Source organism: Pseudarthrobacter chlorophenolicus (assembly GCF_000962805.1).
GTDB lineage: Bacteria > Actinomycetota > Actinomycetes > Actinomycetales > Micrococcaceae > Arthrobacter > Arthrobacter chlorophenolicus_A.
Map to the genome: position 1 here is coordinate 153,139 of NZ_JZTW01000001.1, position 25,357 is coordinate 178,495.

The 25,357-nt window shown below is 59.5% G+C and carries 21 protein-coding genes; 10 read left to right on the top strand and 11 right to left on the bottom strand.

Annotated features, from left to right (window positions below; genetic code table 11):
• Position 1 precedes the first annotated feature (1 nt).
• Genes UC32_RS00745 through gmd form a run of 4 tightly spaced genes read right to left on the bottom strand, consistent with a single transcriptional unit; the run spans position 2 to position 4,842 of the window.
• Positions 2 to 1,315: a UDP-glucose dehydrogenase family protein gene (locus UC32_RS00745; protein ID WP_045729390.1), complete on the bottom strand. Its 1,314-nt coding sequence runs from the start codon at positions 1,313 to 1,315 to the stop codon at positions 2 to 4.
• Between the two features lie 41 nt (positions 1,316 to 1,356).
• Positions 1,357 to 2,793 carry a sugar transferase gene (locus tag UC32_RS00750; RefSeq protein ID WP_082071836.1) on the bottom strand — a complete coding sequence of 479 codons (1,437 nt, stop codon included), beginning with the start codon at positions 2,791 to 2,793 and terminating at the stop codon, positions 1,357 to 1,359.
• A 46-nt stretch (positions 2,794 to 2,839) separates the two neighbouring features.
• Positions 2,840 to 3,814, bottom strand: coding sequence for a GDP-L-fucose synthase family protein (locus UC32_RS00755; protein ID WP_045729392.1), 975 nt, complete (start codon positions 3,812 to 3,814; stop codon positions 2,840 to 2,842).
• Positions 3,814 to 4,842 (bottom strand): GDP-mannose 4,6-dehydratase, encoded by a 1,029-nt coding sequence (gene gmd / locus UC32_RS00760; RefSeq protein ID WP_045729393.1) that lies wholly within the window; start codon positions 4,840 to 4,842, stop codon positions 3,814 to 3,816. Before gmd ends, UC32_RS00755 begins: the two co-directional genes overlap by 1 nt.
• A gap of 491 nt (positions 4,843 to 5,333) precedes the next feature.
• On the opposite strand from gmd, the gene UC32_RS20145 reads away from it, so the two are divergent.
• The 5 genes from UC32_RS20145 (at position 5,334) to UC32_RS19975 (ending at position 9,280) form a co-directional block, all read left to right on the top strand.
• Entirely contained in the window at positions 5,334 to 6,044 is a 711-nt protein-coding gene (locus tag UC32_RS20145) for a WecB/TagA/CpsF family glycosyltransferase (RefSeq protein ID WP_200896289.1), read from the top strand.
• Complete coding sequence (locus tag UC32_RS20150; protein ID WP_082071837.1) at positions 6,041 to 6,589, top strand: acyltransferase; 549 nt, start codon at positions 6,041 to 6,043, stop codon at positions 6,587 to 6,589. The genes UC32_RS20145 and UC32_RS20150 overlap by 4 nt, the downstream gene beginning before the upstream one ends.
• Before the next feature lie 65 nt (positions 6,590 to 6,654).
• Positions 6,655 to 7,473, top strand: a complete 819-nt coding sequence (locus tag UC32_RS21130; RefSeq protein ID WP_082071838.1) for a glycosyltransferase family 2 protein — start codon at positions 6,655 to 6,657, stop codon at positions 7,471 to 7,473.
• 33 nt (positions 7,474 to 7,506) lie between these two features.
• Positions 7,507 to 8,085: a serine O-acetyltransferase gene (locus UC32_RS20160; RefSeq protein ID WP_082071839.1), complete on the top strand. Its 579-nt coding sequence runs from the start codon at positions 7,507 to 7,509 to the stop codon at positions 8,083 to 8,085.
• A gap of 70 nt (positions 8,086 to 8,155) precedes the next feature.
• Positions 8,156 to 9,280 carry a glycosyltransferase gene (locus UC32_RS19975; protein WP_082071840.1) on the top strand — a complete coding sequence of 375 codons (1,125 nt, stop codon included), beginning with the start codon at positions 8,156 to 8,158 and terminating at the stop codon, positions 9,278 to 9,280.
• A gap of 378 nt (positions 9,281 to 9,658) precedes the next feature.
• Here UC32_RS19975 and UC32_RS20165 read toward each other — a convergent pair whose 3' ends face one another.
• The 7 genes from UC32_RS20165 to UC32_RS20175 all read right to left on the bottom strand — a co-directional run bounded on the left by UC32_RS20165 (position 9,659) and on the right by UC32_RS20175 (position 16,557).
• Complete coding sequence (locus UC32_RS20165) at positions 9,659 to 9,886, bottom strand: transposase (RefSeq protein WP_052690487.1); 228 nt, start codon at positions 9,884 to 9,886, stop codon at positions 9,659 to 9,661.
• A complete protein-coding gene (locus UC32_RS20870) occupies positions 9,883 to 10,359 on the bottom strand; it encodes a hypothetical protein (protein WP_052690488.1) in 477 nt (158 codons plus the stop codon). The genes UC32_RS20165 and UC32_RS20870 overlap by 4 nt, the downstream gene beginning before the upstream one ends.
• Before the next feature lie 132 nt (positions 10,360 to 10,491).
• A complete protein-coding gene (locus UC32_RS21135) occupies positions 10,492 to 11,052 on the bottom strand; it encodes a serine O-acetyltransferase (RefSeq protein ID WP_082071842.1) in 561 nt (186 codons plus the stop codon).
• On the bottom strand, positions 11,049 to 12,278 hold the full coding sequence (locus UC32_RS00775; RefSeq protein ID WP_161797250.1) for a lipopolysaccharide biosynthesis protein: 1,230 nt from the start codon (positions 12,276 to 12,278) through the stop codon (positions 11,049 to 11,051). The genes UC32_RS21135 and UC32_RS00775 overlap by 4 nt, the downstream gene beginning before the upstream one ends.
• 98 nt (positions 12,279 to 12,376) lie before the next feature.
• Positions 12,377 to 13,705: a hypothetical protein gene (locus UC32_RS20480; RefSeq protein WP_152642522.1), complete on the bottom strand. Its 1,329-nt coding sequence runs from the start codon at positions 13,703 to 13,705 to the stop codon at positions 12,377 to 12,379.
• 104 nt (positions 13,706 to 13,809) lie between these two features.
• Positions 13,810 to 14,961 carry a glycosyltransferase family 4 protein gene (locus tag UC32_RS00780; RefSeq protein WP_082071844.1) on the bottom strand — a complete coding sequence of 384 codons (1,152 nt, stop codon included), beginning with the start codon at positions 14,959 to 14,961 and terminating at the stop codon, positions 13,810 to 13,812.
• 81 nt (positions 14,962 to 15,042) lie between these two features.
• Complete coding sequence (locus tag UC32_RS20175) at positions 15,043 to 16,557, bottom strand: tyrosine-protein kinase domain-containing protein (protein WP_082071845.1); 1,515 nt, start codon at positions 16,555 to 16,557, stop codon at positions 15,043 to 15,045.
• Positions 16,558 to 17,498: 941 nt separating this feature from the next.
• On the opposite strand from UC32_RS20175, the gene UC32_RS00795 reads away from it, so the two are divergent.
• The 5 genes from UC32_RS00795 to UC32_RS00815 all read left to right on the top strand — a co-directional run bounded on the left by UC32_RS00795 (position 17,499) and on the right by UC32_RS00815 (position 25,327).
• A complete protein-coding gene (locus UC32_RS00795) occupies positions 17,499 to 18,746 on the top strand; it encodes a MinD/ParA family ATP-binding protein (protein ID WP_082071846.1) in 1,248 nt (415 codons plus the stop codon).
• 486 nt (positions 18,747 to 19,232) lie between these two features.
• Positions 19,233 to 21,260 carry a cellulose biosynthesis cyclic di-GMP-binding regulatory protein BcsB gene (locus tag UC32_RS00800; RefSeq protein WP_045729400.1) on the top strand — a complete coding sequence of 676 codons (2,028 nt, stop codon included), beginning with the start codon at positions 19,233 to 19,235 and terminating at the stop codon, positions 21,258 to 21,260.
• Entirely contained in the window at positions 21,250 to 22,947 is a 1,698-nt protein-coding gene (locus tag UC32_RS00805; protein WP_045729401.1) for a glycosyltransferase family 39 protein, read from the top strand. The genes UC32_RS00800 and UC32_RS00805 overlap by 11 nt, the downstream gene beginning before the upstream one ends.
• Complete coding sequence (locus UC32_RS00810; RefSeq protein WP_052690489.1) at positions 22,947 to 24,941, top strand: glycosyltransferase; 1,995 nt, start codon at positions 22,947 to 22,949, stop codon at positions 24,939 to 24,941. Before UC32_RS00805 ends, UC32_RS00810 begins: the two co-directional genes overlap by 1 nt.
• Positions 24,938 to 25,327 carry an Hpt domain-containing protein gene (locus UC32_RS00815; protein WP_045729824.1) on the top strand — a complete coding sequence of 130 codons (390 nt, stop codon included), beginning with the start codon at positions 24,938 to 24,940 and terminating at the stop codon, positions 25,325 to 25,327. The genes UC32_RS00810 and UC32_RS00815 overlap by 4 nt, the downstream gene beginning before the upstream one ends.
• Positions 25,328 to 25,357 lie beyond the last annotated feature (30 nt).

The following is a 25,357-nucleotide window of genomic DNA, read 5'->3' on the forward strand; positions in this document are numbered from 1 at the left end:
ATCAGGGACGTCCGAGTCCGCGATACGTCCACCCAGCGGCGCGCCATTTCGCTGCATCAAGTACGTTCCGGCCATCCAGAAGCTTGGCCGATGAGACGAGCCTCGCCGCATCGAAGGGATCTATCTCGACGTACTCGCGCCACTCCGTCAAAAGCAGCACTGCGTCAGCCCGCCTAAGGGCCTCCTCAGTGAACTTTTCGTAGTGCAATTCTGGAAAACGTCGAGCGGCGTTCTCAAGTGCTTCGGGGTCCGTAACTGTCACCACTGCCCCCTGAAGCTGCAGTTGGGCTGCGATGCTTAGCGACGGAGAATCCCGAACATCATCGCTGTTGGGCTTGAAAGCGGCGCCCAGCACCGTGATCCGTTGTCCCATCAGAGAACCGCCGCAAAGTTCACGAGTGAGTTCTACGACCCGAGTCCTTCGCCGCATGTTGATGGCGTCAACCTCCCGAAGAAAGGTCAGCGCTTGGTCGGCGCCCAGCTCACCGGCTCGTGCCATAAAAGCTCGTATGTCCTTTGGCAGACAACCGCCACCAAATCCGATGCCCGCATTGAGGAACTTGCGTCCGATCCGGTCGTCCAGCCCAATCGCATCGGCCAAGAGTGTGACATCGGCGCCAGCGGCATCGCATAGCTCCGCCATGGCGTTTATGAAAGAAATTTTGGTGGCGAGAAATGAGTTAGCGGCGGTTTTTACTAGTTCGGCCGTTGGCAGATCTGTCACTAACCGAGGCGTACCGGACTCTATGGGTCCTGCGTAAACGAGGTCGAGGAGCTGTACCGCTTCGTGCTCCTCAGAACCGTCCGCCACGCCGTAGACCAGCCTGTCCGGGTGCAGTGTATCTGAGACAGCGTGTCCTTCGCGTAGAAACTCTGGGTTCCAGAGTAAATGAGCTTCGAGCTGAGCCTCTTCGATGGTACCGGCGAGTCGTGACGCTGTTCCGACGGGCACTGTCGATTTGCCAACAATGATATCGCCCGGAGCTATATGGGGGATCAAACTCGTTATCGCCGCGTCGACATAGGTCAGATCGGCGGCATTCTCCCCCTTTTTTTGTGGCGTTCCAACGCAGATGAAATGGACACTGCTTCCCCTGGCAGCTGAAGCGTCAGTGGTGAACGACAGCCTCCCAGTTTCCAAGACCTCTTCGAGCAGTACTCCTAGGCCCGGCTCGAAAAATGGGGCGCGTGCAGCAGATAAATCAGCAATTTTGCGTTCGTCCACATCGATCCCTACCACCTCGTGTCCTAGCTTAGCCATGCACGCAGCGTGGACGGCACCAAGGTAACCGCAACCAATAACCGTTATTCGCATTTCTTTGTCCTTCCAGGGTCAATCATCTGACCGCCAGCGAATCAATAGGCTCCGGCACTCTTGAAAACAGCGCGGAAGGTCTTTATTAGAATGAGCAGGTCGCCCGCGAGCGACCAATTCTCGACGTAGTAAAGGTCAAGACGAACAGAGTCTTGCCAAGACAAGTTGGAACGACCGCTTACTTGCCAAAGCCCGGTGAGGCCCGGTTTGACCAGCAGCCTGCGCCGAACATCTTGCTCGTAGGCCTCCACTTCGGACGGTAACGGGGGGCGGGGACCCACAAGGCTCATGGACCCAGCTACCACGTTTACAAGTTGGGGAAGCTCGTCGAGGCTAAACTTCCGAATGAACCGACCTACTGGGGTAACCCGGGGATCGTTCTTCATCTTGAAAAGAAGACCGCTACCTTCGCTGCGGTCCTTGAGCAATTCGAGCCGTCCTTCTGCGTCCACTACCATTGACCGAAATTTCAGCATTTGAAAGGGCGCTCCTCCGATGCCAACCCGGTCCTGTTTGAAGAGGATGGGGCCGCCATCGTCCAGCTTGATCAATAAGGCGACGACAGCCATGAGAGGAAGACTGAGGACCACAAGAACGCTCGTGACCAGGACGTCGAAGAGACGTTTCGCTACCCTTTGACCCCCCTCAAGCGTCGGGGTGGTCACATGTATGAGTGGAAGTCCTGCAACCTGTTGTGTATGAATTCGTGGGCCTGCTACATCCGTGAGAGCTGGAGCCATGATTAGCCCGATGTTGCGAGCGGCCAGTTCCCAACCGAGGTGCCGAAGAGTCTGAGGGTGCAGTTGAACCCCCGCGGAAACAGCAACCGCGTCAGCATTACAAGCCTCGATTGCTTCAACAATTGAAGGTGCGTCTGGCAAATTTCCAACGACGGGAAGCCCCGATTCAGGCTCGAAAGACGGTATCTCGGATGTGTTGGGAGTATAGACAGCAACAGGAAGATACCCGGCATGTTTCGCTGTACCAAGGGACCGCGCCAAGTGCGCTACTGCGCTCGGCCCACCAAGCAGCAGCAAGCGGGACATACTCTTTCCCATTTGTCTGTTCACGTTGAGGTGTTGCCTGATGAGCCATCGCGCGAGTATCAGGCCAAACAGCCCTGCGGGCAATGCAACTCCGACGTAACCACGGGCCGTGTCAAGTCGTAGTACGTACGAAACTATGGCTACAAGACCGAACAACCACAGCGACGCAGCAGCCACTCGCTTGTATTCGTCTGGACCAGCTCCCAACAGACGGCTTTGCCGGCTATTCCATGCGCCAAGCATGGTCCACCACGCTACAACCAGGGCAATGGAGAGCCACAGATAAATTCCGTCTTGGCCCGTTTCGAGAGGGTCGGACGCCCAACCAAAACGGATGACATATGCGCCTGCAACCGCCCAGATTATGACGAGCGCGTCAACGACCCGCAATTGGCGGCTGCATCTGGAACGCCAGTCCCGCACCTCTTTCAAAAAAATCCCCCAGCTCTGAGCTTCATCACCCAGCCATTCTGCGCAATTAGCTGCGAATGCTCTCGATGTTTTGCCGGTACCACTCAACGGTGGAACGTATGCCCTCTTCCAGAGGAATGGACGCCTTCCATCCCGCTTGGGTCAACATTGAAACATCCAAAAGCTTCCGGGGTGTACCGTCCGGCTTGGTCACATCCCATTCAATCTTCCCCGTATATCCAACAGCCGAAGCGATAACCGCAGCCAGGTCCTTGATGGTGACATCTGAACCGGTTCCAACATTTACCTGCGATGAACCGTCATAGTTTTCTAGCAAGTGGAGACAGGCGTCGGCCATGTCGTCTACATGCAGAAATTCGCGCATAGGGGCACCTGTGCCCCAGTTCGTAACCGATGCTTGGCCTGCCTTTGCAGCTTCGTCGTATCGACGGATGAGCGCGGGCAACACATGAGACCCTTGGGGCGAAAAATTGTCACCAGGACCGTACAGGTTAGTTGGCATTGCGGAAATCCAAGGCAGACCGTACTGTCGACGCACTGCTTGAATCTGCATGATTCCGGCAATCTTGGCAATGGCGTACGCGTCGTTTGTAGGCTCCAAGTGGCCAGTCAATAGCGAGTCTTCGCGGATAGGTTGTTCGGCAAACTTGGGGTAGATGCAGGAAGAACCGAGGAACAGAAGGCGTTCAACACCCCATTGCCTCGCTGCATCCAGAACGTTCACCTGGATGCGTAGATTCTCGCTGAGAAAATCTACGGGATACGTGTTGTTCGCTAGAATCCCACCTACCTTAGCCGCCGCCAAGACCACATAGCGTGGCTTATTTTCGCGGAAGAAATCGAAAACTGCTTCGCGGTTCTTGAGATCCAGCTCAGACGACGAACGTCCGATCAGATTCGAGAATCCTTCATCTTGCAGTTTCCGCCAGATAGCGGATCCGACTAGCCCATTGTGACCCGCCACATAAAATGCTGAAGCCCTATCAAGCGGCGCCGGTTCAAAGGAGACGTCTTCAGCCACTAGTTCTTCCAGCTTTCAAGATTAACCGTATCGATCCAGTGATTACCAGCATGCTTCAACGCTTCAATATCAGCATCAACCATGATCCGGGCCAGCTCTGGAGTATGAACCGACGCCTTCCAGCCCAGTTTTTCCTGCGCCTTTGATGCGTCGCCGACGAGTGCGTCTACTTCTGTGGGACGAAGGTAACGTTCGTCGAAACGAACGTGGTTTTCCCAATTCAACCCGGCGTGTTCGAACGCAATTTTAAGGAAATCTTTAACGGTGTAGTTTCCGCCCGTTGCCAGGACGAAGTCATCAGGCTCTTCAGCCTGAAGCATCCGCCACATTCCTTCGACATATTCAGCGGCGTACCCCCAGTCGCGCACTGCGTCGAGGTTACCCATATACAAAAGATCCTGTTTACCGGCTTTGATTGCGGCCACGGCGCGCGTTATCTTCCTCGTGACAAACGTTTCACCGCGCCTTGGAGACTCGTGATTAAACAAAATTCCGTTGACAGCGAACATTCCGTAAGCTTCACGGTAGTTTTTCGTTATCCAATAGCTATAAACCTTGGCCGCGCCGTACGGTGACCGCGGGTAAAACGGGGTTTCCTCGTTCTGTGGAGGAGGCGTTGCGCCGAACATCTCTGAAGACGACGCTTGGTAAAACTTTGTTTCGATTCCGGACATCCGGACTGCTTCCAGAAGGCGAATCGTTCCTACACCGGTTGTGTCGCCTGTGTGCTCTGGCTCGTCAAACGACACCCGAACGTGAGACTGGGCGGCTAAGTTATAGACCTCATCAGGTCGGATTTCAGCAAGCAGTGTGACCAGCCGAGCCCCGTCACTCAGATCACCGTAATGAAGAAAGAGTTTGGCCTGCGGATCATGAGGGTCAACGTATAGGTGATCGACGCGGGAGGTGTTAAAGGTCGAAGCCCGGCGAATCAGGCCATGAACTTCGTAACCCTTCATCAAGAGCAGTTCTGCGAGATAGGACCCGTCCTGCCCGGTGATGCCTGTAATAAGTGCTCGCTTTGTCATGGTGCCCCCAAGTGCGAAAAAAATGCCGCGGGCGCCTGAAGGGCCGCGACAATGCCAGTGAATACGCACATCATAGCTCTCCCTCAAGACTCGACGCACATGTTGCGCGCTGCTTCGCTGCGTGACAAGCCGTATGGCCCTTGTCCACGGGACACGAGCACCTGTTCGAAAACGAACTTGCACTGTTGCCGTGAGCTTTAGGGGACCCCAGAAGAGGTAATCTTGTGGCACTCCACTACGAGCAAATCCGCCTCCGACAGCTGTGGAGCGACCTGGGGCGTCTAGCTGGAGACCCAAACGCGAGAGCGTTCGGGGCTTTATTCGAATATGGGCAGTTACTGGGGGGACGTTTGGACTACAAAGCAGGGTGGTACGGCGCAGCGCATCGAGGTCTCCGGACCATAGATGTGGGTGGTGTCCCTTTCGCGGTTTCCGACCTTGACCATGCCGTGGAGTGGCTTGTCTCTACTGCAGCGTCGGAAAATCCCGGCGTGGCCGTAAGGCTCGCAAACTCATACTGTGTAGCTCTGGCCGGCCAGGATGACCGATACCATCGGCTCCTGAACGATAGTGGGGTCAATTTCCCGGATGGTGCGCCGGTTGCGGCCGTCATGAGAGCAGTTCCTGGACGCATGGAGGGGCTGAGGAAACCGGCTGGTCGCGTGAGGGGTCCAAGCTTTTTCGAAATGACCCTCGATAAGGGGCGAGAGGATAGCCTCAAACACTTCTTTCTTGGAGCGACGCCTGAAACTCTCTTCCGCCTAGAATCGGCCGTTAAAGCCAGATATCCGGGTGTGCAAGTTGTCGGGACTTACGCACCCCCTTTTGGTCCCCTCGATGAAGACTTCATTTCCGAATGCGCAGCTGCCACTGAGCCAGCATCACCCGATGTTGTTTGGGTTGGTATAGGAACGCCAAAGCAGGATTTCCTGGCTAGTGAATTGGCTACCAGAACCGGCAAAGTCTGTGTCGGCGTCGGCGCCGCCTTCGACTTCTCTGCGGGTACGGTAACTGAGGCCCCAGTTTGGATTCAAAATAGCGGCTTTGAATGGCTGTATCGCCTTACAACTGAACCCAAACGACTTTGGCGGCGTTATCTTTTTGGTAACGCTAAATTCGTTGGACTCGTAGTGAGGCATCAGACTCCAGTCTTGCTGAAGCAGCAAATGCGAAAGAAAGCTAAGCAGGGGGTATCCCGATGAAAGAAATTGCAAAGAGTATAGTTTCTCGACTCATAAACTATCGGTCCGGTGGGGCAGCTGCTGCCCGATGGATGGGCGTCACAGTAGGGGAAAACTGCCGAATCCTGAGCTTGCTGTTCGGTTCCGAGCCCTGGCTGGTATCGGTGGGAAGTAACGTGACGATCAGTAGTGGCGTGCGCATTCTCACGCACGACGGGGTCGGGTGGCTCTATCGTGATCAAGAGGGCCGCAGATTCCGCTATGCCAGAGTAGAAATCGGTTCAGATGTTTTCGTGGGCATAGGATCCATAATAATGCCGGGCGTGAAAGTCGGTGACCGTTGCGTTATTGGGGCGGGCTCGGTCGTAACCAAATCTATTCCCGACGGCTCCGTGGTCGCCGGTAACCCCGCACGTCTTCTGATGAGTTATGACTCCCTGATGGAGAAGGTCTCTACGTGGCCCAGCGAAGCTTCAATTAAAGGGCTTTCTTACGAAGACGGCATAAACAGCATTGTCGATCGTAGTTTTGTGTCAGCCCTATTGCGATCAAATAATCTTGTATGAAACCGTGTTGAGTCGTCAATAGGCTCCACGAGATCTCTGTCCCGAGTGACTCAAGGGTGATGTAATTGGAAATTAGATCCGAACCAAAAATATCGGTTGTAACAGTAGTATGGAACAATCTTGAGGGCCTACGCCAAACGGCCGCCAACGTGCAGGCCCAACAGTACGCAAATATTCAGCACGTAGTCGTTGACGGTGCTTCTAGTGACGGTACGCCAGAGTGGCTGAGAGCTTATGCGCCGCGTTTCGAAACTAGAAAGCTAAGCGAACCGGATGATGGTCTATATCAGGCTATGAATAAGGGCCTTGATATGGCGACGGGCGATTTGGTCGTATTTCTGAACGGCGGAGACACTTTCACCGACGACAGGGTTCTCTCATATGTGGCGAACCAATGGGCAGAAGGCTCCTGGCTTTGGGGTTACGGTGGTATCAACTACATCGACGCCGATCGTCACAAGCTAAGCTCATTTAATCTGGTCCCTTTCCAGCGCCGGAAGGTGCAGTTGGGCCTCTCGTACGTCCCTCACCCGGCGACCTTTATGAGCCGAAACCTATTGTTGGAACTCGAAGGATTTCGTCCCGAATTCGGATGGTCTGCCGATCAGGAACTGGGCGTCAGAGCTGCTCTCCGGTCGGCTCCTGTGGTGTGGGCGCGTCCCCTCACGGATTTCTTGGTAGGAGGTGCTCACTCCCAAGGAAGTCTCGGCGATGTTGCCAAACGGTACAGCAAGATTCGAACCGAAAATGGTCTGGCGGTTTGTCGATCAGAAACGATCGACAGTCTATTCACCTCACTGGTGGCGAGATACTGGTCGGCGCGGGCGTGGGCCAGCGCTAGGTTTAAGTCGCGGAAAGGGATAGATGTTACACGTAGTTCTTAAACGAGGATTAATCTCGAGCAAGGGATTTAAGAAATGAACTACGATGATTATCAGCTACTTTTGAAGATGGATCTGGCAGCCCACAACCTCGAGCGATGGCACTTCTTGTCCGTCTTCCGGAAGCCGGAAGTGTATTATCAGCGTCTTCTGAGGCGCGTGGAATACTGGAACTCAAAAACGGGTCGTCTAGCGCGAGTTATTGCCACGTTGTCAAAGTTCAGACTTCAGCGTTTGTCGGTGCGAACGGGCCTCTCTTTCCCGCCTGGAGTTGCGGCAGGCGGTCTTTCAATCGCGCATTACGGCAGTATTGTAGTCAATTCTCGTGCGCAAATTGGAAAATTTTGTAGAATACACTCGGCGACAAATATCGGTGTGGCAAATGGGGGCGTTCCGACGATTGGTGATTACGTCTACATTGGTCCGGGTGCAGTTATCTATGGCGACATTCGAATCGGTGATGGCGTTGTTATTGGAGCAAACTCGGTTGTGAACAAGAGTTTTCCGCCTGGAGTAACGATCGCTGGCTCTCCTGCTCGCGTGATAGCGGCTCGTGACTCGTCAACTATAATGCCTATGTGGTTTCCAAACTACAAAGCATCTTCGAAATCGTGAGATGTCGGGAACATCGATGCGACAGAGCGTCCGTTGAGTTTTTAAATTTCTGGAAGAAACGGGTAATCAGTTGAGGGTTTGCATTATTGTTCCCAGCCTGAGTGGCGGAGGCGCGGAGTTTGTAGCACGAGAGTGGGCCAGATGGCTCGTAGGCAATGGTGATTCGGTCACACTTGCATTGACACATCCGAAGCCTTCGGATGTACATCCGTCAGGTGCTGAGGTCGTAAACCTTGGCGGGCACGGTCCAGTCGATCACGTACGTGAGGTACGGAAACTGGTTCGCCACAGGCAGTTTGATACGGTGATCGGTCTTTTGCCGTACTTTAACCTCCTAGCAATTTTGGGGGGAAGGGGGCACGTATTTAGGCGGCGACCGAAGGTCTTTATTAGCGGCCGAAACGTAGAAGTACCCTTCCCGCATGTGCATGGCAAAAGCGTCCACCTCACGAGAGCCATTTCGAAGGCGCTCTACCCGCTTGCCGACGGTTACATTGCGATCTCACATCCAGTTGCTGCCGAGGCAGGAGCTTTGTACCGCATTAAAAGCGATAAGATGCGTGTCGTCCCGAACCCTGCGACTGCGAAAGTGCAGATGTGGCAGAGGGAAAGAGCCGACAGCTCCTCTAGTTCGCTTGCAACTGCTGCCCACCAGGTGGATGACGGAGCTTTGAACATAATCGTTCCGGCCCGGCTGGCCGATCAGAAACGTCCACTGGTGGCGCTGGAGGCGGCGAAGTTGTTGTCTAATATCTCGCACGCAAACGCGAAGGTGGTGCTTCACTTCTTTGGCGACGGCCCACTGCGAGCAGAAGTTGAGCAGGGGGCACGCGACGCAGGCGTTGAAGCCAAGTTCTATGGTTGGGTTGAGGATTGGTTTGCAGCGGCTCCGGCTACTGGTGTTGTCCTCCTAACATCACTTGCCGAAGGATTTGGAAATGTGCTGGTGGAGGCCGCGGCAATAGGCTTGCCTAGTGTGGTTTCGTCCAGATGCCTAGGCTCAGCCGATGCGATTGTCCCGGGTGTGACTGGTGAGTTTGCTGCTGGAGATTCTCCGAAGGACTACGCCGAGGCCATTTTGAAGGCCAAGGCTTTGGAGATGGACCTCAACCAACTCGAAAAGTGGCTCGAGCGATTCTCCCCGGAAACAAGTGGAAGGTCGTTGCGATCCTATCTGGAGAGCCTGGCCGGTTAGACTCATCGTTCCGTGCACGAGAGCAAGGAATCGCTGCCGATTGGTTGCCATGGTGGCTGCTTTTGATCCTGCGCTGACGCACAAGGCTCGGACCGATGGCTGACGCTTCCAGGAATTGAGGAAAGGTCGGGGAGCCTCGACGTTGGTGCGCGGTCGACTCAAAGCCTACCCGGCTCTTCGCGGTTCGTGGGGAAATGGATTTCTGGCGTGGGCGCCATGCCGCCGTTCGGACAGCACTCTCAACAGAATAACCGACTTGTAGTTGGCGGCGTTGCGTGTCGCCCCCGCGCAGCAGGACCACCCGATGGTTCCAAGCCTTGTCGGTCGTCCGTCCGCGGCGGCCCTTGACCTGCTGTGAGAGGTTCTGCCGGGTCTCGGTCATGGCTGGTTCGCCAGCGAGATCAGATGGACGTGATCGACCGCGGTGCGCGGGAGCCACATTCGCAACGCTATGCGGAACGCCGCAGAAGGGGCGATCGCCACGACCTGCACCGCCAGCCGCCACTCCAACGGCCGGGCGAACAGCCAGTCTCCGACGCCCTTGTGGTCTCGGCCGTCAACGACGCCGAGGACCTGGCCGGTTTCCAGGTCAACGATCGTTGTCATCCACGGCTCGAACCGGGTCCACGCGTTCGTTGACGGGTCCTGGAAGTAGCGAACGGACCGGAACCGGTGCTCATCAATGCCCAGTGCTCTGGGCTGAGCTTGTCCACGTCCGGCAGTTGCAGCAGGCAGGCCTCGGTCACCGCGGCCCGGACCATCCACCAGGACACAGCGAAGCCGGCCGCTGTTTCCGATACCGCCCTGCCAGAGCGGATGACCGCGTCCACGAGATGGTCCCTCAGCCTGCCCGTCGAGCGGGCACGGCGTGGGACCTGGGGCGTGGATTCGGAAAACGAGAGCCGGTCACACGCTTGCTCTTCACAGTACCAGCGGTACTTGGACCAGAGAACGTCTACCGGGCCGGCGACGGGAATATCGCGGAGCCGCTGGAAGCGGCGCTTTTCCCACCTGGACGCGATAACACCGCAGCTCGGCACCCTGGCAGGGTCGGCTGCGACCCCGGTAGGCTCGATCACGGCTCGTGGTCCTTTTCCAGGTTGAATGTTTAGACACACTCATCCAGGCAGGGCCACGGGCCCCTTTGCCTTCAGAGAGACGAACTCAATTCCCTACCAAACGTGAAGAGCCGGTTACCAGCGTCTAAGCGATCAGGCCTCATAACGGAAGTCGGGGCTGGTCAAAGTCCGGATAATCCTGGCAGGGCTTCCTGCGACCACAGAATTAGCCGGAACGTCACTAAGCACAACGGCATTCGCTGCAATGCTGGCACCATCGCCAACCGCAAGATTCCCTAGCAGAATGGCTCCCGCACCGATGACGACACCATTGCCAATCTGAGGATAGTCGTGCGGAGCTCTGCCATCAGCAAACTTCTCCCCAATAGTCACACCTTGGAGAATCGTGCAACTGCTTCCAATGCGCACACCATGACCTATAACAACTCCGTTTGGGTGGGGCAGCAGCAGGCCCGCCCCAATACTGGACCCTGGAAGAATATCGGCGCCCGTTAGTGAATTATTTGCCACCCTCGCGAGGCCCGCCAGCCGTCTGTAACCACGGTCGAATAGTAGGCACTGAAGCCGATATATTAGTGTCGCCAGCATGCCAGGGTTTGTCGTAGTGGCATCCAGAGCTCGTAAAACGGAGTACTTGCGTCCAGGCTGGATGCGTGAATAATCAGTGCGGATCGCATCGCCGAGTGAGGTCATTTTGATATCCCTTTCTTGATTCTCCGTAGGGCTACGACTTTTGTTGGCATCACCATGCAGAGGAAGAGGGGCAACAGCGTTGCCGCCACGGCCCCAGTTGCTCCAAAGGTCGGGATCAGTAGAAGGCTCAACGGAACTTTGGTCGCCAGCATGACGACGGCGCCTGTAGCTTGAATCTTCCTACCGGAGTAATCCATAAGGAGCATCCCCGATGTTGCATTCACTCCGAAGAGGAGCAACATGACTCCAAAAACAACGTATAGGACCAGCGGCGCACTGCCAGCGTTGTTGCTGACGATCTGAGTTGCGACCGGACCTAGGAGGATCAGCCCCGCCATCATTGCTGCTGAAATGCCTAGAAATAGTTTGTCTGCACGTTTATATTGCCTCTGCAGCCGTCGCGGATTCTTCAGGTTCCGCATGAATAGTGGCCAAAGAGCTTGGCTTCCAACCGTGATTATCGACAACAGCGGCATATAATACATGCTGACGTACGAGTAGTTGGCGACCTGAATTAGGTCGGAGGAATGCGCCAGCAAAACTCGATCTGTCTGATATGTGAGCGGCAACGCAATAGAGAGAACCGCCATTGGAACCGCCAGTTTCAATACCCTGATTTTAGTCTGTGCTTGGTCGGACCGTCGTCTCCATGGTTCTCTGCCTAGTTTTCTCACTGCTATGAGAAATACCAGGAGCTGCATCAGAAGAGGACCTGCGCCGTACGCAGCCGCCAGTTGAGCGTAGCCGGACGGATTCGTTTGTAACACGAGCCAAACTAATCCAAGCGAAACGCAACCCGAGGAGGAGTTCAGAACCGTCGCCAGAGTCTGACTCCCCATCCCGAGAAGGACCCGTTGTCCCGCGCCCAGGGGAATCCCCAAAGCCATAATGGTCATCATCAATAAGCCGGCGAATTCCGTGTCCTGGCTTGCGGGCAGTCCAAGAATCTGCGACCAGCATCCCGTCACGGCAAGTATCGCCGCGGCGACCACGGCAAGCAAGCATATGAGGCAGAGGACAGTCAGCGTTCTACGCCAAACGAATCGAAACTCGGGACTCTCCTTACCTTTTGTTGCCAGGGTGTCTGTGACGGAAACAGATATTCCGAAATCCGAAACCGGGACCATATAAGGCAGAGAAATAAATATTGCAAAAAGAGCAAATCCTTCAATGCCCCTCTGCTGTGTGATTATCGTGGAGGAATATAGCACGGCGATGGCAGACACGGGCATTACTATGGCGCGGGCGGCAGTTGAGCCTGTTACGTCTGATAGGGCTCGACGCCGCCTCGGCGTTATTGTCTCTTCTAAGGCCTGCGGACTTCTCACTTAGGCGCGTCCTTCTCTGCATTAGCCGCGGTGTGAGCTTCGGCTTCCATTCGGATTACCGCGACACACACCACGAGTGCGAAGGCAAGTGTCCAGCTGTTCACCGGGCTAAATAGGATGTCCCAAATTGCCCCTGTGAAGAGTACGGCCAATGCACCGACCGGAATCCCGATTCGATTGGACGTGTATGTGTGAAGCGAAAGAACTGCCTTGAACAGAAAATATATTGCAAACCCCGATAGGGCCGCTCCAGCAAGGCCGAAGTAGCTCCAGTAATTCCAGAGCGTTGAGTGAAACTCAATTCGACCGGCGCGAAAACTGTCGGCTACGTTGCTTCTGTCTTTAAGGCCTTCTGTAAGGCTGAGTGAGCTAATTGTGGTCGCCCAGTCGCTGCTTGATGGTGCGATGCCCACACCCATGCCAAGCGGTTCTGTCTGAGCTAGCGCTACGGCGCCTCCCCATTCAGCCCGGCTTCCGAAAAATGGGTTTCCAGAGGCCTCTATGGATTGCTGTGTTCTTGTCTGAGCATATTCACCTAGGCGACCTTGAAGGGCAAGGTCTGACATGAGGTTTCCCCCGAATACCGTCGCGGTACCCAATGCAATTACTATTCCTATTTTTCGCCATCTGCCGTTCGAGGCTGGCGCCTTGACTTTGGAGCTCCGGAAGAGGTGGATAAGGAGCGCCATCCCCAGTACAAGGAGCCAGGAACGAAAGGACAATGAAGCGCTAAGTGCCATGAGAGCTACGATCGCTAATGTAACCATTTTCGACGAGTAGTAACCCGCAATAATGATGGCAAGCAGTGAAAGCGGAAGGGCCAGTCCGAACTTCCACGGATTCTCGAGAAAGCGCCCTCCCATCAAAGGGGCGAAGAGAGCAGCAGAAATAGACCACAAAACCAAGAACTGCTTTGCCCCGAGGACCCTATATGACCAATAAAAGCTAGCTGCTGCTATGACAAGGATTAGAGGCAGCAACGACTCCGATAACGCGGCACGAGAATCGAAGCTTCGGGACTGATCGGAATTTTTCAAAGCCAGCAGTAGTCCGGAGACAATGCTGGATATAACGAGAGCTATGATGCACTTTTCCCATTTTCCCCGGCTCCATCCAGAAAGAAAGACCGGAAGCAAGGGAATTATGGCCGCCAACGATATTCTGAGATACTGACTGCTCCCAAGCGGGATCTGACTTCCTACGACAATGAAATAGGCTAATGCGCGCTCTAGCCCCGCTGCCCGACCTGCACCGGGATACTTGCCGACAGTGCGTCGAACGTTGCGAATGCCAGAAAGATCGTTTCCGCTACTCCTGGGGTTCATCCCTCATCCTCGCAAGCAATGGCGATGAGGCGTTGCAGCAACAAGCCCCAGAGGGCCAACTTCTCGCAGGTGCCGACTCCCCGCAGCCGAACCGTATTCACCTGCTACTGCTCGATGGCTTCGATTAGCGTCGGAACGCTGGACTTGGCAGACCTGTCCACGACGGACTTACGACACAGGTCGGAGGAGAGGCCTTCGGAGCGCAATATTGCCTCAGCGAGTTCGCTGGCATCGCGGCTTGTGACGCGTTCCCCATTGGTTCCCCTTTGAAGCGCACTGTCTGGGTCTGAACCCGAGGTTGCGACCACCGGGAGCCCGGACGCGCCAGCTTCAAGCAGTACCACCGGAGAACCTTCGTATCGTGACGTCATCAAGAGAACGTCAGAATTAGCCATGCGCCTTGCAACCTCGGCCCGTGGTAGTGCGCCAGCAAGTTCAACGTTGTTGATCAGATCTAGACGCGGGAGAGCTTCTTGGATCATTTCCCTCAAGGCACCGTCCCCGATCATCACCAACCGCGTTCGGCGTCCCAGTGCCTTTAGTGACTGTACAACTTGGAGGGCAAGGAATGGATCTTTCTGATGGTCCAGGCGCCCAACCCAGCAGACCCGGAGATCCTCATCCTTTGACTTAAGAGACTTTGTAGTAGCAAGAAAGATATCGGTATCGAACCAAGTGCGGCTGACGATCAGATCTTGTCTTTGCTCGCGAAGTCGTTCACTATCGGACACGTTGAAAAGCACTATGCGTTTGGCTACGCGAGCCACCGCGCGCTCGATTGTTCTGTAGGCGAAGGGAATCCGCCGCCAGACGGAATCAGACTCGTTGCTGAGTAGACCTGCCGAATCATTGTGTATGAACTGGACAGGCTTTCCTAGCAGCATCATGGCAAGTAGTAGCCCAGTTTCGATGCGGTGGGCATGGTATTCACCGAGAGGAAGGCGGCGTCGAAACAGGAGGAGCCCGAGCGCAAATTGAAGCGAATGAGGCAACCTCGATCTCAGCCCCCCGGTCCGAAAACGATCAAGCTGTGCGACCGGGAGATAAGAGATTCGCCGCCCAGCAAAATCGATTTCTGTCCATTTGCCGAGTTGCTTGCTTTTTGATGTAGCAATTCCAACCACCGCGAACTGAATTCCATCGGAGTATTTCACAATATCGTGAATGATCGAATCTATTCCGCCCGGCGTAAGGTTTTCCGGATCAAAGTGCTCCACTATTACGACTCTACGAAAATGCGTTTCTGCTTTGCTCATTTTATTCGCCTATAACCCGGTAATTTGAGATGAATAAAATACTAGGTCTATTCAAGAGTTGGAAATTTTGACAGTTTGGATCTAATTGCTGTCGTGAACAGGGAAGACTCGGGGAGGTCGTTCCTCCACAACCCGCTGAGGTTCCGAGGACGCCAAGTTCTGCAATGGGGGGAGTGCTGCCTGCTTTTGGGAAGCGCTTCTGGTCCCCGATCGGTTCCATCGCTTTGGCGTCTCGGCGGCGTGTTCAGTCGATTCATAGCCATATCCGTAGGAGTAGGCGTCTGGCCCCTTCGCAGGGACACGGTTCAGCACGACACCGAGCATGTGAGCGCCGACCAATTCGAGCGCCGTCAGGGATTTCTCCAGGTCACGTTGTTTAAGTTTTTGGGTGCCGACGACGAGGACAACGCCACCTACGCTCTGAGAAAGTACGGCAGCGTCGGTGACTGGTAGGAGTGGTGGCGCGTCGACGATTATGACGTCGAAGGCCAGTTCCAGCCGTTCAAGTAAAGTCCTCATCTGGGACGAGCCGAGAAGTTCACTTGGGTTGGGTGGCAATTGTCCGGACGTCAAAACGTACAAACCGTCCTCTCCCCAGTGTTGCAGGAGATCATCGATGTCGGCTTCGCCGACTAACGCCGTTGTCAGGCCGACGCTTCGGTCCAGGCCTAGATAGTCATGAATCATTGGACGACGTAGGTCGGCGTCGATCAGGCACACTACTTGCCCGGACTGGGCAAGAGCTATAGCTAAGTTTGCGGCGGTAGTGCTTTTTCCTTCGCCTGGTAGGGAAGACGTCAGCAGGATCGTCTTGGCTTGACCCGACACATTGGCGAACTGGAGGTTGGTTCTGAGCTGCCTGAAGGACTCAGCGCGGGGGCTCTGGAATCCCGTCTGAGTAAGCAGGGGTTTCTTTACTGCGCTTTGGTCGAACGATATGGCCCCGATAATGGGCGCATCCGTTACCTTCCTCAAATCCGAGTCACCGCGTATAGCGCTGTCGAGCGTCGAACGGAAAAGTGCACCTGCCACACCAACAGCGAGTCCTAGAAGCAGTCCAGCCAATATATTAAGACGTGTATTCGGTGACGACGGGGCTGGGGGCGCCAAGGCTGGCTTTATGACCGAGAGGCTAACTGGAGAGGCTCCGCCCGTTTTAGGTTTTTCCAAATTATCGACAGTTTTGATCAAACTATCAGCCACGGCCTGAGCGATCGCGGAAGCCTGCACTGCCGAGTTGTCAGATACTGCGACATTTATAAGGACTGTGTTTGGCTCAGTGCTCGCCTTTACTGCTGCGGCCAGTTCGCGGGCGGTGAGATCTAATCCTAACGAGTCGATCGCTGGTTGTAGTACTGCGGGCGAATTCACGGTTTGGACATAGGATTCAACGCGTGCTTGACTGAACGTATTTCCCTGCTGAAGTTCCTGCACAGAGCCGGAACTCTGAATTGCAACAAAAAGCTGTGTTTCGGCTGTATAGGTGGGCTTCGTCATTATTGAAGCAACGCCCCCTGCTAGCAGCCCCGCTAACGCTAATGCAACGATCAGCAGCCAGTTGCGCCGCAAGATGCGCAGGTAGTCGCTAAGATTCAATCTTGTCCCCCTGATTACAATGCCTTGGCCATGCTCGCAGCTCGAGCGCCAGTAGGTGTCCGGTCTGGCCAATTGTACCGGCGCGATTGGTCGCGGCTGTACCGTCCGCCGTGCGCTTCCACAGATATGTCAAGATACGACCCTAGCCCGGGCTATTCGCTGATGAATACCGCCCGTGCGTGTGGATTGCGAGGCAATCGTAATCCAGTGGCTCATGGCGAGCGACCATGGCGGCTGCGAAGTAAGCGGGCGGAGCATGTTCTGCTCTAGATTCTCCGCCGCGGGCCAGACGGATCGAACGGTGAGTGGTGAAGTCGAGAGAAGCCTCGGCCAGGGGGGCGCTGCGGCGGTCTGAAAGGAGTCATCCATAGCTACTTTCAAGCGTTTCTCAGTCAATATTTGCTTTAGTTCACCCGCGACCTGCCCTCAACACCGACATGACATAACTTGTCAATTAGGATGTCACGTGCTTAGGTGACGTCAGTGAGGGGCCGGCGAACGAGGGGAGCATCCGTTCGCCGTTTGTTGCCACATGCTGCGGCTCAAGCGCCGTCCACTCGGGATCCCCACCCGTCCTGAACTCAAAAAGAAACAGAGCTGACATGCCGTATGTCGACATCAATCCGCACAAGGGCCGTCCGAAATGGGTTGGCTACACAATTTTGTGCGTCCTCCTATTTCTGAGTATTGGCGTTGTGACGGCGGCTTTGACGGTCCACTGAACCGACAGCCTTGCTGTTCACGCTGCAGACAGCACCTAGACTTACTCTTTGAACTAGTGCTGCATAACAGTTTGCCGATCGTCCGGGGGGACAGACATGCCACAACCGGCGGATCAGAATGCAGGCGCCCCAGGAGAAGATGCAGGGCAGCCGCAACTGCGCCGACGCCGCGACATTCGTCGTGCCGATGGCTCGCTTGAGGATGCCTGGACAGGAACCATGCCAGCCGTAACCCCCAACACGCCTCGCAAGAACGACGCCGGAGGGCCTGCGACGCGCCGCTCGTCCTGGGCGGAAGCAGCCGCAGCGGCCGACGCAGCTAAGCCCGCTGCGGCCGGGCCTGCGGCGCCGACGCGGCCACCGGTTTCCGCGCTGTCTGCAATCCAATCGGACGCGCCTATTTCCGCCGTTCCCAATGGTTCCACTGCTACCGATGCCGTTCAGGAAGTCTCCTTGCGGTCGTCAGATGCTACTCCTGAGACTCCGTCATTTCGTCGAAGCCGCCCAACAGTGGCTGACGCCATCGCAGGCAGCCCTGCGCCGGACTTCATCAGCTCGCCCGGGCTGTTCGTCAAGGAGCAAAAACCGCGGCCTGTGGGCGGTTTCCGCGGCGCCATGTACAAGCTGACCGGGGGTTCCTGGAACATGGGACCTGGGCCCAAGCAGCGCCAGGAAGACGAATTGGCCCGCCGGATTTCACGTCAGCTGCAGGGCAGCTACAATACCGCCATCCTGAGCCTCAAGGGCGGCATCGGCAAGACCTCCACCACAGTCGGAGTCGGCCTCACACTTGCTGAGTTCCGCGGCGATGCGCCCTGTGCCATCGATGCCAACCCGGACTCGGGCGACCTCGTGGAGCGCGCCTTGGGAGAGGGCATTTACCAGCAGGCCAGTCCGCGGACCATCACAGACCTGCTCGACAACATAGAGTCCATCGACTCCTTGACCGCGCTTGCCCGGTACATGCACCACGCCGGCCGGCTGCACCTCATTGCGGGGGAGCAGGACCCGGAAGTCTCGGACTCGCTCACCGCTGAGGAGTACCTGCGGATCCGCAAGCTCATCTCCGGCTACTACTCCGTGGCTCTGACCGACTGCGGCACGGGCGTGACGCACAACGCTATGAGCGGAATCCTGCAGTCGGCGGACAACCTCGTCATCGCCGCAGGCTACGCGGTGTCAGGTGCGAAGCGTGCCCGCAGCACCCTGCAATGGCTGGCTGGCCACGGGTATGAGGACCTGGCCCGGAACGCCATCGTGGTGATCACCGACAAGGACGAAGTATCGTCCCGCGTGGACAAGGACGCTATCGAGGACCACCTGGCCGGTATCTGCCGCCAGCTCATCGCGGTTCCCCACGACCGGGGCGTTGCTGACGGAGACCTGGTGACCCTCGACGTCCTCAAGCCCGAAACCCGCCGTGCGTACAAGGAAATCGCCGCCGCCATCGTGGACGGGTACCGCTAGGACTCAAAGCCGCAACTTCTCCGTAAGGCCCTGTCTCGTTGCTTGCTATCTTCCTGCGTCATGTGCTCAGCAGGTAGTCCGGAACTACAAATACAGGTAGCTTCTACGGTTCAAACCTGCCGAAGCAGCAACATACCCTGCGGGAATGCTGCTTACGCTAATTCGAATTATGGGGCTAGGGCCGAAGTGTCGGTTCTGTGGTGAAGCGTTCAGGCGTAACCCGCCGCCCACCTTCTGCTCTCGGGCTTGCCTAGAGACGTGGCAATACCAGCAAGCCCACTTTCCCGACGGAATAAAACTACCTAGCAAAGGGGAACTCAAGCGGATGACGAATAATACGCATTCCGCTCCCATCGCGAAATAGTGCACGTCCACGTTCCAGACATTCAGAAGCTAAGCCACGTGACCAGCCCCGCCACAGCTTCTTGACCAAGTCTTGAGCGTAGGCACGGCCCTCCCTTGAACTGGCCCGCCGAAGCTTAGGGGATGCTCTCACGTCTCAGGGCAGGGAGCGCCGTGCTCACCTGCGCCTCCCTGCTTGCCACCGGCCTCCTCCTCGCGGCACCTGCCGCGAATGCCGCCACCCCCGCAGCGGCCAAAGCCGGCGTCCCCGCCTCGCACACCGACGGCACGGCAGCCCCGGCGTCCACCGCTTCCGTCTCAGCCCTGCCCGGCCAGACCGGGCAGCAGCTCTCCCTGCACTTGGCAGACGGACTCAACCCCACCCGCGTCACCGGCACCATCGCCGTCGCCGGGCAGGCCGTCCAGGGCACCATCCGCGTCACCGCCAAGGGACGCACCCTCCTCGAAGCCCCCGCCGGCGCGGCCCTCACCCTGGACGCCCCCGTCACCGCGGCGGACCTCACTGACCACGAGCTGGTCCTGAATCTGGACTACCTCCCCGCCGTCCAGAACGTCTGCACCGCCGCCCAGTCCGCCGCCACCCTCAGCAAGGTGGCCCTCACCACCAGCGGCGCCGAGGCCGCCCCCGCCACCGTGGCCGAATTCCTGGCCCCCTCCGCGCCTGCCGTCCTCATCCCGGTGCCGGCCAATCCGCCGTCGGACGTTTCCGCCGCCATCCTGGCCGCCGCCGCTGCCATGGCCCACCGCTACCCGGACGCCACCCTCACCCTGGTCCCCGAACCGGACGCCGCTGCCCGGGCAGCCGCCCTGCCCTCCGGCTCCCGGATTATCACCATCGCCGCCGCGACGCCGGAAGAGCAGGACGCCGTCAGCACCACCCTCACCACCGAATCCGGCCGCCCCGCCCTGGCCCTCACCGGCCATGGCGAGGAACTCCGCAGCGCTGCCCAGGCACTGGCCAACACCAAATCAGCCCTGGCCGATTCCACTACCGTCACCGGCATGACCGCTACCGTCCCCGCGGCCGCCGGGCCCGAACAGACCCTCGCGGACCTCGGCGCCAACACCATCAAACTGGCCGGCTACGGCACCCAGGAAACCTACCTGGGCGTCAACCAGTCCCAGTTCGGCGGCCCCGTCTCCGCCGTGACCCTCCACCTCAGCGGCACCCACACTGCCGTGCCCGCCGGGGGACAGGCAGCCCTCTCCGTCTACTGGAACGACTACCTGCTCAGCTCCCACACCCTGGACGGCGACTCCTTCGACCTCACCGCCAGCGTCCCCGCCGGGCAGATCCAGTCCCGCAACGGCCTGCGCCTGCGCCTCACCGCCCTCCCCGCCGGCGGCGACTGCTCCGGCCCCGCCGGCCTGCTCCCCATGGAACTCACCGTGGACACCACCGGCAGCAAACTCACCGCCGAACGCGGCCACTCCCTCAAGCCCGGTTTCGCCCGCTTCCCCCAGGTCCTGGGCAGCACCCTCCCCATAGCGTTCGACGACGGCGCCACCGCCCAGGAGAACACCATCAGCGCCGCCGCGCTCGCCTTCGCCCTGCAGCGCGACTCCGCAGGGCTCCTGGACGTCCGCCTCACCGACGCCGCCGGCCTCCTGGACTCCAGCGACTCCGGCCTCCTGGTGGGCGCCACCGCGGAAACGGCCGAGAAAGTAGCGGCACCGCTCCGCCTGGCCGGCTTCCGCACCGTAGCTGCCCGCGACATCGAATTCGGCGTGGGCACCACCGCCCCCTACGGCGTCCTGGAAGGGTTCGAACAGAACGGCCGCAACCTCCTGCTCCTGGGCGGCTGGGCCCCCGAGAACGCCACCGGCGCCACCACTGCCGGTACCCTGCAGGGCAGCCTGGCCGCCCACGTGCAGCAGCAGCCCGGGGGCTGGAGCGCTCTCTCCCGGAACCTGCTGGTCACCCAGACCACCGGCGACCCTGTCCTGCTCGAAAGCAACGCCATCACGCCCCAGGCCGAAGTGACGGACGGGTTCCGGCCCCTGGCCCTCTGGATAGTTGCGGCCGCCGCCGTGCTGCTGCTCGCCTTCACGGCACGCGTCCTCCTGCGCCGCCGGCACAAGCGGCACGCCGGCGCCTACGCCGAGGCCCGGGAACAGGCCGCCGCCGCGGACACCCCCAGTGGCCAGTAGCCTCCAGGCCCCGCCGGCTAGGCGGGCCGCCCCGGTCACGGACGGTGTGGGGGAGCGGGCCCCGTGGCCGGCCCGCACCTGGGCGTCCCTCGGTGCCCCGGTGGCCGGCCGCCACGTCCCCGGCACCGCCGTGATCGCCGGGGCCGCGGCCGTGGTGGGCTTCCTCGCCTGCCTCTACACCACCAGCTCCGGCAGCAACCTGGACTACTCGGACGCCCAAAGCCACCTCACCATCGCCCGCCGCGTGTTCGACAGCAAAGCCCCCGGCTTCGAACAGCTGGGCACCGTGTGGCTGCCCTTGCCGCACCTGCTCCTGATGCCGTTCATCATCAACCTCTGGATGTTCAGCACCGGCTGGGGCGCCTGCATCCTGGGCATCCTGGCCCTGGCCGCCACCACCTCCGGGCTCTACCGGATCTCCGCGCGCCTGGGCTACGGCCGGGCCGGGCGGCTCGCCGCCGTGCTGGTGGTCCTGGCCAACCCGGCAATCCTCTACACGTACACCACCGCCCTCACCGAACCCGTGCTTCTCATGTGCCTGGTGGCCGGCATGGCCGGGCTGGCGCACTGGGCCACCAGCCGCCGCCGGATGAGCGCCGGCGAGCTCGCCGTGTTCGCCGGCATCCCGTCCGGCGCCGCGGTGCTCTCCCGCTACGAGGGCTGGGCGCTGGTGCTCACCGGCACCCTGTTCGTCCTCATCACCGAGCTGCGCCGCTCCGGACAGGTCCCCGAAGCCCTCAAAATGGCATCCGGCTACGCCATGGTCCCCGCCGCAGCCGTGCTCTGGTGGCTCTCCTACAACTGGGCCATCTACGGCAACCCGCTGGAATTCATGTTCGGCCAGTACTCCGCCTACGCGCAGCAGAAGAACATCACCGACGGCGGACTGCTCCCCACCAAGGGCAACCTGGGGCTGACCCTCTGGACCTTCCACTGGTCACTGTTCGAAACCCTGGGCGTGGTGGTGCTCGCCGCAGCCGCGTGCGGAGCCGTAGTGGTGGTGTTCCGCCGGGGCCTCGCCACCGGCACCCTGCTGATCGCCGTCACGGGCAGCGCCTACGCGTTCGCTCTGGTGAGCCTGTACCTGGGGCAGACCGCCATCAACAATGACCACTCCCTCCCCAGCACTTGGTGGAACAACCGCTTCGCCCTCACCGCACTGCCCCTGGCCGCCGTGCTGGTGGCGGCGTTCGTGCACGAGGCGACGCGCCGCCGTCGTACGCGTTCCCTGGTGGCCGCCGCACTCCTGCTGGCCCTTGCCGCGCAGAACGCGTGGTGGCTGCAGGATCCCGCCGGCCGCCTGGCCATCCTGGCCGAGGGGCGCATGTCCCACGAGTCCAACACCGATTCGTTCGCCGCCGCCCGCTGGCTGAAGGACCATTACCGCGGCGGCGGGATCCTCATGGACGAAAGCGCCCGCGGGAACGCGGTCCTTCCCACCATGGGCATCCCGCTGGGCAACATCTACAACCGCGCCTCCGGCGACCACTTCGCCCCGGCGCTCGAGGAACCCGCCCGGTACGCCGAATGGGTGTTCGTGAACGTGGAGGCCGGCGCCGGGCCGCAGGACTCCGGCTTCACGGACCTGGTGTACCAGGCCATCAGCGCGGACCCCACCTTCAACTCCCGCTACGCGGTGGCATTCAGCAGCCCCACCCACCGGATCTACGAAAGGACGGTGGACTGATGTCCGAGGCAGTACCGGTTCTCGACCCGCCCGGATCCGTCCCCGGGCCGCTGGCTGCTGGCCCGGGGCGGCAGTCGCTCGCGCTGGGCCAGACCCTGCTCCAGGCCGGTCTCATCACCCCGGAGCAGCTGGACCGTGCCCTGCTGCGCGCCGCCACCGAGGGCGGCCTGCTGGGCCGGCACATCATCCTCGAAACCGGGCTGAACCGCCGGCACGTCTACGAGGTCCTGGCCGAGCAGTGGGACGCGCCTCTGGTGGACCTGGTGTCCCACCCGTCGGATGATGCGCTGCTGGAACGGTTGAGGTTCAGTGAGGTGTCCGAGCCCGGCTGGCTGCCGTGGCACCTGGCGGACGGCGTGCTGACGGTGGCCACCGCCGTGAAGCCCAGTGAGGAGATCCGCGCTGCCGCCATGCGGGCCACCGGCGCCACGGACGTGGTGTTCCGGACCACCACCGACTGGGACATCAACCACTCCATCCAGCGGGCCTTCCGCAACCACCTGCTTTACGAATCCGCCGAACGGCTGGCCGAAGAACTGCCGGACGGCTCGGCCCGGACCGCGCTGACCCTGTGGCAGCGGCTCCTGCCTGCCGTGCTCCTTAGCGCCCTGCTGGCCGGGCTGGCGCTGAATGCCTTGCTGACCACCATCGTGCTGCTCACCGCCGTGAACGTGGTGTTCCTGGTGAGCATCGGGTTCAAGACCGTCGCCAGCCTGCGGCAGCCGTTCGACGCGCTGCATGACCGGTCCGCGGCGAAGGCCCGTGCCCGGGAGTTCCGCCGCCGCGGACTGCCCGTGGAGGAGGTTGCCCGGATTGCTGACGCGGACCTGCCCGTGTACACCATCCTCATCCCGGTGTTCCGTGAGGCCAACATCATCGACAAGCTCCTGGGCAACCTGGGCCAGCTGGACTACCCCCGGTCAAAGCTGGACGTGCTGGTGCTGCTGGAGGAGGACGACACCGAAACCATCGAGGCCGCCAAACGCTCCCGGCCGCCGGAGTACGTGCGGATCCTGGTGGTGCCCCGCGGCGAGCCGCAGACCAAGCCGCGGGCCTGCAACTACGGGCTCACGTTCGCCCGGGGCGAGTACGTGGTGATTTTCGACGCCGAGGACCGGCCCGATCCCGGCCAGCTCCGCGCCGCCATCGATGCTTTCCGGCAGGACGCTTTCGAGCGGCAGTACCTGGACCCGGACCGCCGGCCGCTGATCTGTGTGCAGGCCGCCCTGAACTACTTCAACGCGGACCAGAACGTCCTCACCCGGCTGTTCACCATCGAGTACACCCACTGGTTCGATTCCATGCTCCCGGGCCTGGACCGTTCCGGCATCCCGCTGCCGCTGGGCGGCACGTCCAACCACTTCGATACCCGGCTGCTGCGGCTGGTGGGCGCCTGGGACCCGTGGAACGTGACGGAAGATGCGGACCTGGGGCTGCGCGCCGCCGTCGAAGGCTACCGCGTGGGCGTCATCAACTCCACCACGTGGGAGGAGGCCTGCTCGCAGGTGCCTGCGTGGATCAAGCAGCGCACCCGCTGGATCAAGGGCTACATGGTCACCGCCGCCGTAAACACCCGCAACACGCTCCGGTACGTCCAGCGCACCGGGGTGGCCGGCGCCGTGGGGTTCCTGGGCCTGATCCTGGGGACCCCGCTGGCGTTCCTGGCCTACCCGCTGGTGCTGGGCTTCACCATCGTCACCTACGTGGGGTACAACTTCGTGGGCCTGGTCCTGCCGGAGTGGCTGCTGGTGGGCGGGGTGGTGTCCATGCTGTTCGGCAACGCCATGATGATCGTGGTGTCCGGGGTGGCCACCTGGCGGCGGCACGGGTGGCGGATCGCCATCTTCGCACTGCTGAACCCGGCGTACTGGGTGCTGCACTCGGTGGCTGCGTGGCGCGCCGCCTGGCAGATGCTCACCAGCCCGCACAAGTGGGAGAAGACCCCGCACGGGCTGGACGAGGAGTATCACGACGACGGGCGGTGGTCCGCATGAACGGGCACCTTCTCGTCCATGGCCTCCCCGTCCTTGACCCGGCGTGCATCCGGGAGATGGGGGAGGAGCTGGACCACGCTTCGGCCCTGACGTTCCTGTCCGCCTACCTCGACTTCCTCCCGGAACGGCTGGCCACCCTCTGCGCCGCCGTTGCGCTTGAGGACGGAGCGGCCGCCATGGACCGGGTCCTGAGCCTGAAGGTTTCCTCCACGATGGTGGGTGCCTGCCGGCTTTCGGCGCTCGCCGAGGCGCTGCAGGGGCTGGTGTGCACGGGCAACTGGGCAGCCGCGGAACCACTGCTGGCTGAGCTGGCAGCCTCCGTGACGGCCGTGCTCGCAGCCGGCCGGGCCGCCGTCGGGACCTTTCAGCCCATCCGGACGGGATAACGATATCTGCCAATCGAATGACTAGATTTG

What these genes read in the sequence shown, in the direction of transcription:
- UC32_RS00745 (WP_045729390.1), bottom strand. Translation starts at nt 1,315, where the DNA reads ATGCGAATAACGGTTATTGGTTGCGGTTACCTTGGTGCCGTCCACGCT.
- gmd (WP_045729393.1), bottom strand. Translation starts at nt 4,842, where the DNA reads ATGACAAAGCGAGCACTTATTACAGGCATCACCGGGCAGGACGGGTCC.
- UC32_RS20150 (WP_082071837.1), top strand. Translation starts at nt 6,041, where the DNA reads ATGAAAGAAATTGCAAAGAGTATAGTTTCTCGACTCATAAACTATCGG.
- UC32_RS20160 (WP_082071839.1), top strand. Translation starts at nt 7,507, where the DNA reads ATGAACTACGATGATTATCAGCTACTTTTGAAGATGGATCTGGCAGCC.
- UC32_RS20165 (WP_052690487.1), bottom strand. Translation starts at nt 9,886, where the DNA reads ATGACAACGATCGTTGACCTGGAAACCGGCCAGGTCCTCGGCGTCGTT.
- UC32_RS21135 (WP_082071842.1), bottom strand. Translation starts at nt 11,052, where the DNA reads ATGACCTCACTCGGCGATGCGATCCGCACTGATTATTCACGCATCCAG.
- UC32_RS20480 (WP_152642522.1), bottom strand. Translation starts at nt 13,705, where the DNA reads ATGAACCCCAGGAGTAGCGGAAACGATCTTTCTGGCATTCGCAACGTT.
- UC32_RS00780 (WP_082071844.1), bottom strand. Translation starts at nt 14,961, where the DNA reads ATGAGCAAAGCAGAAACGCATTTTCGTAGAGTCGTAATAGTGGAGCAC.
- UC32_RS00795 (WP_082071846.1), top strand. Translation starts at nt 17,499, where the DNA reads ATGCCAGCCGTAACCCCCAACACGCCTCGCAAGAACGACGCCGGAGGG.
- UC32_RS00800 (WP_045729400.1), top strand. Translation starts at nt 19,233, where the DNA reads ATGCTCTCACGTCTCAGGGCAGGGAGCGCCGTGCTCACCTGCGCCTCC.
- UC32_RS00810 (WP_052690489.1), top strand. Translation starts at nt 22,947, where the DNA reads ATGTCCGAGGCAGTACCGGTTCTCGACCCGCCCGGATCCGTCCCCGGG.
- UC32_RS00815 (WP_045729824.1), top strand. Translation starts at nt 24,938, where the DNA reads ATGAACGGGCACCTTCTCGTCCATGGCCTCCCCGTCCTTGACCCGGCG.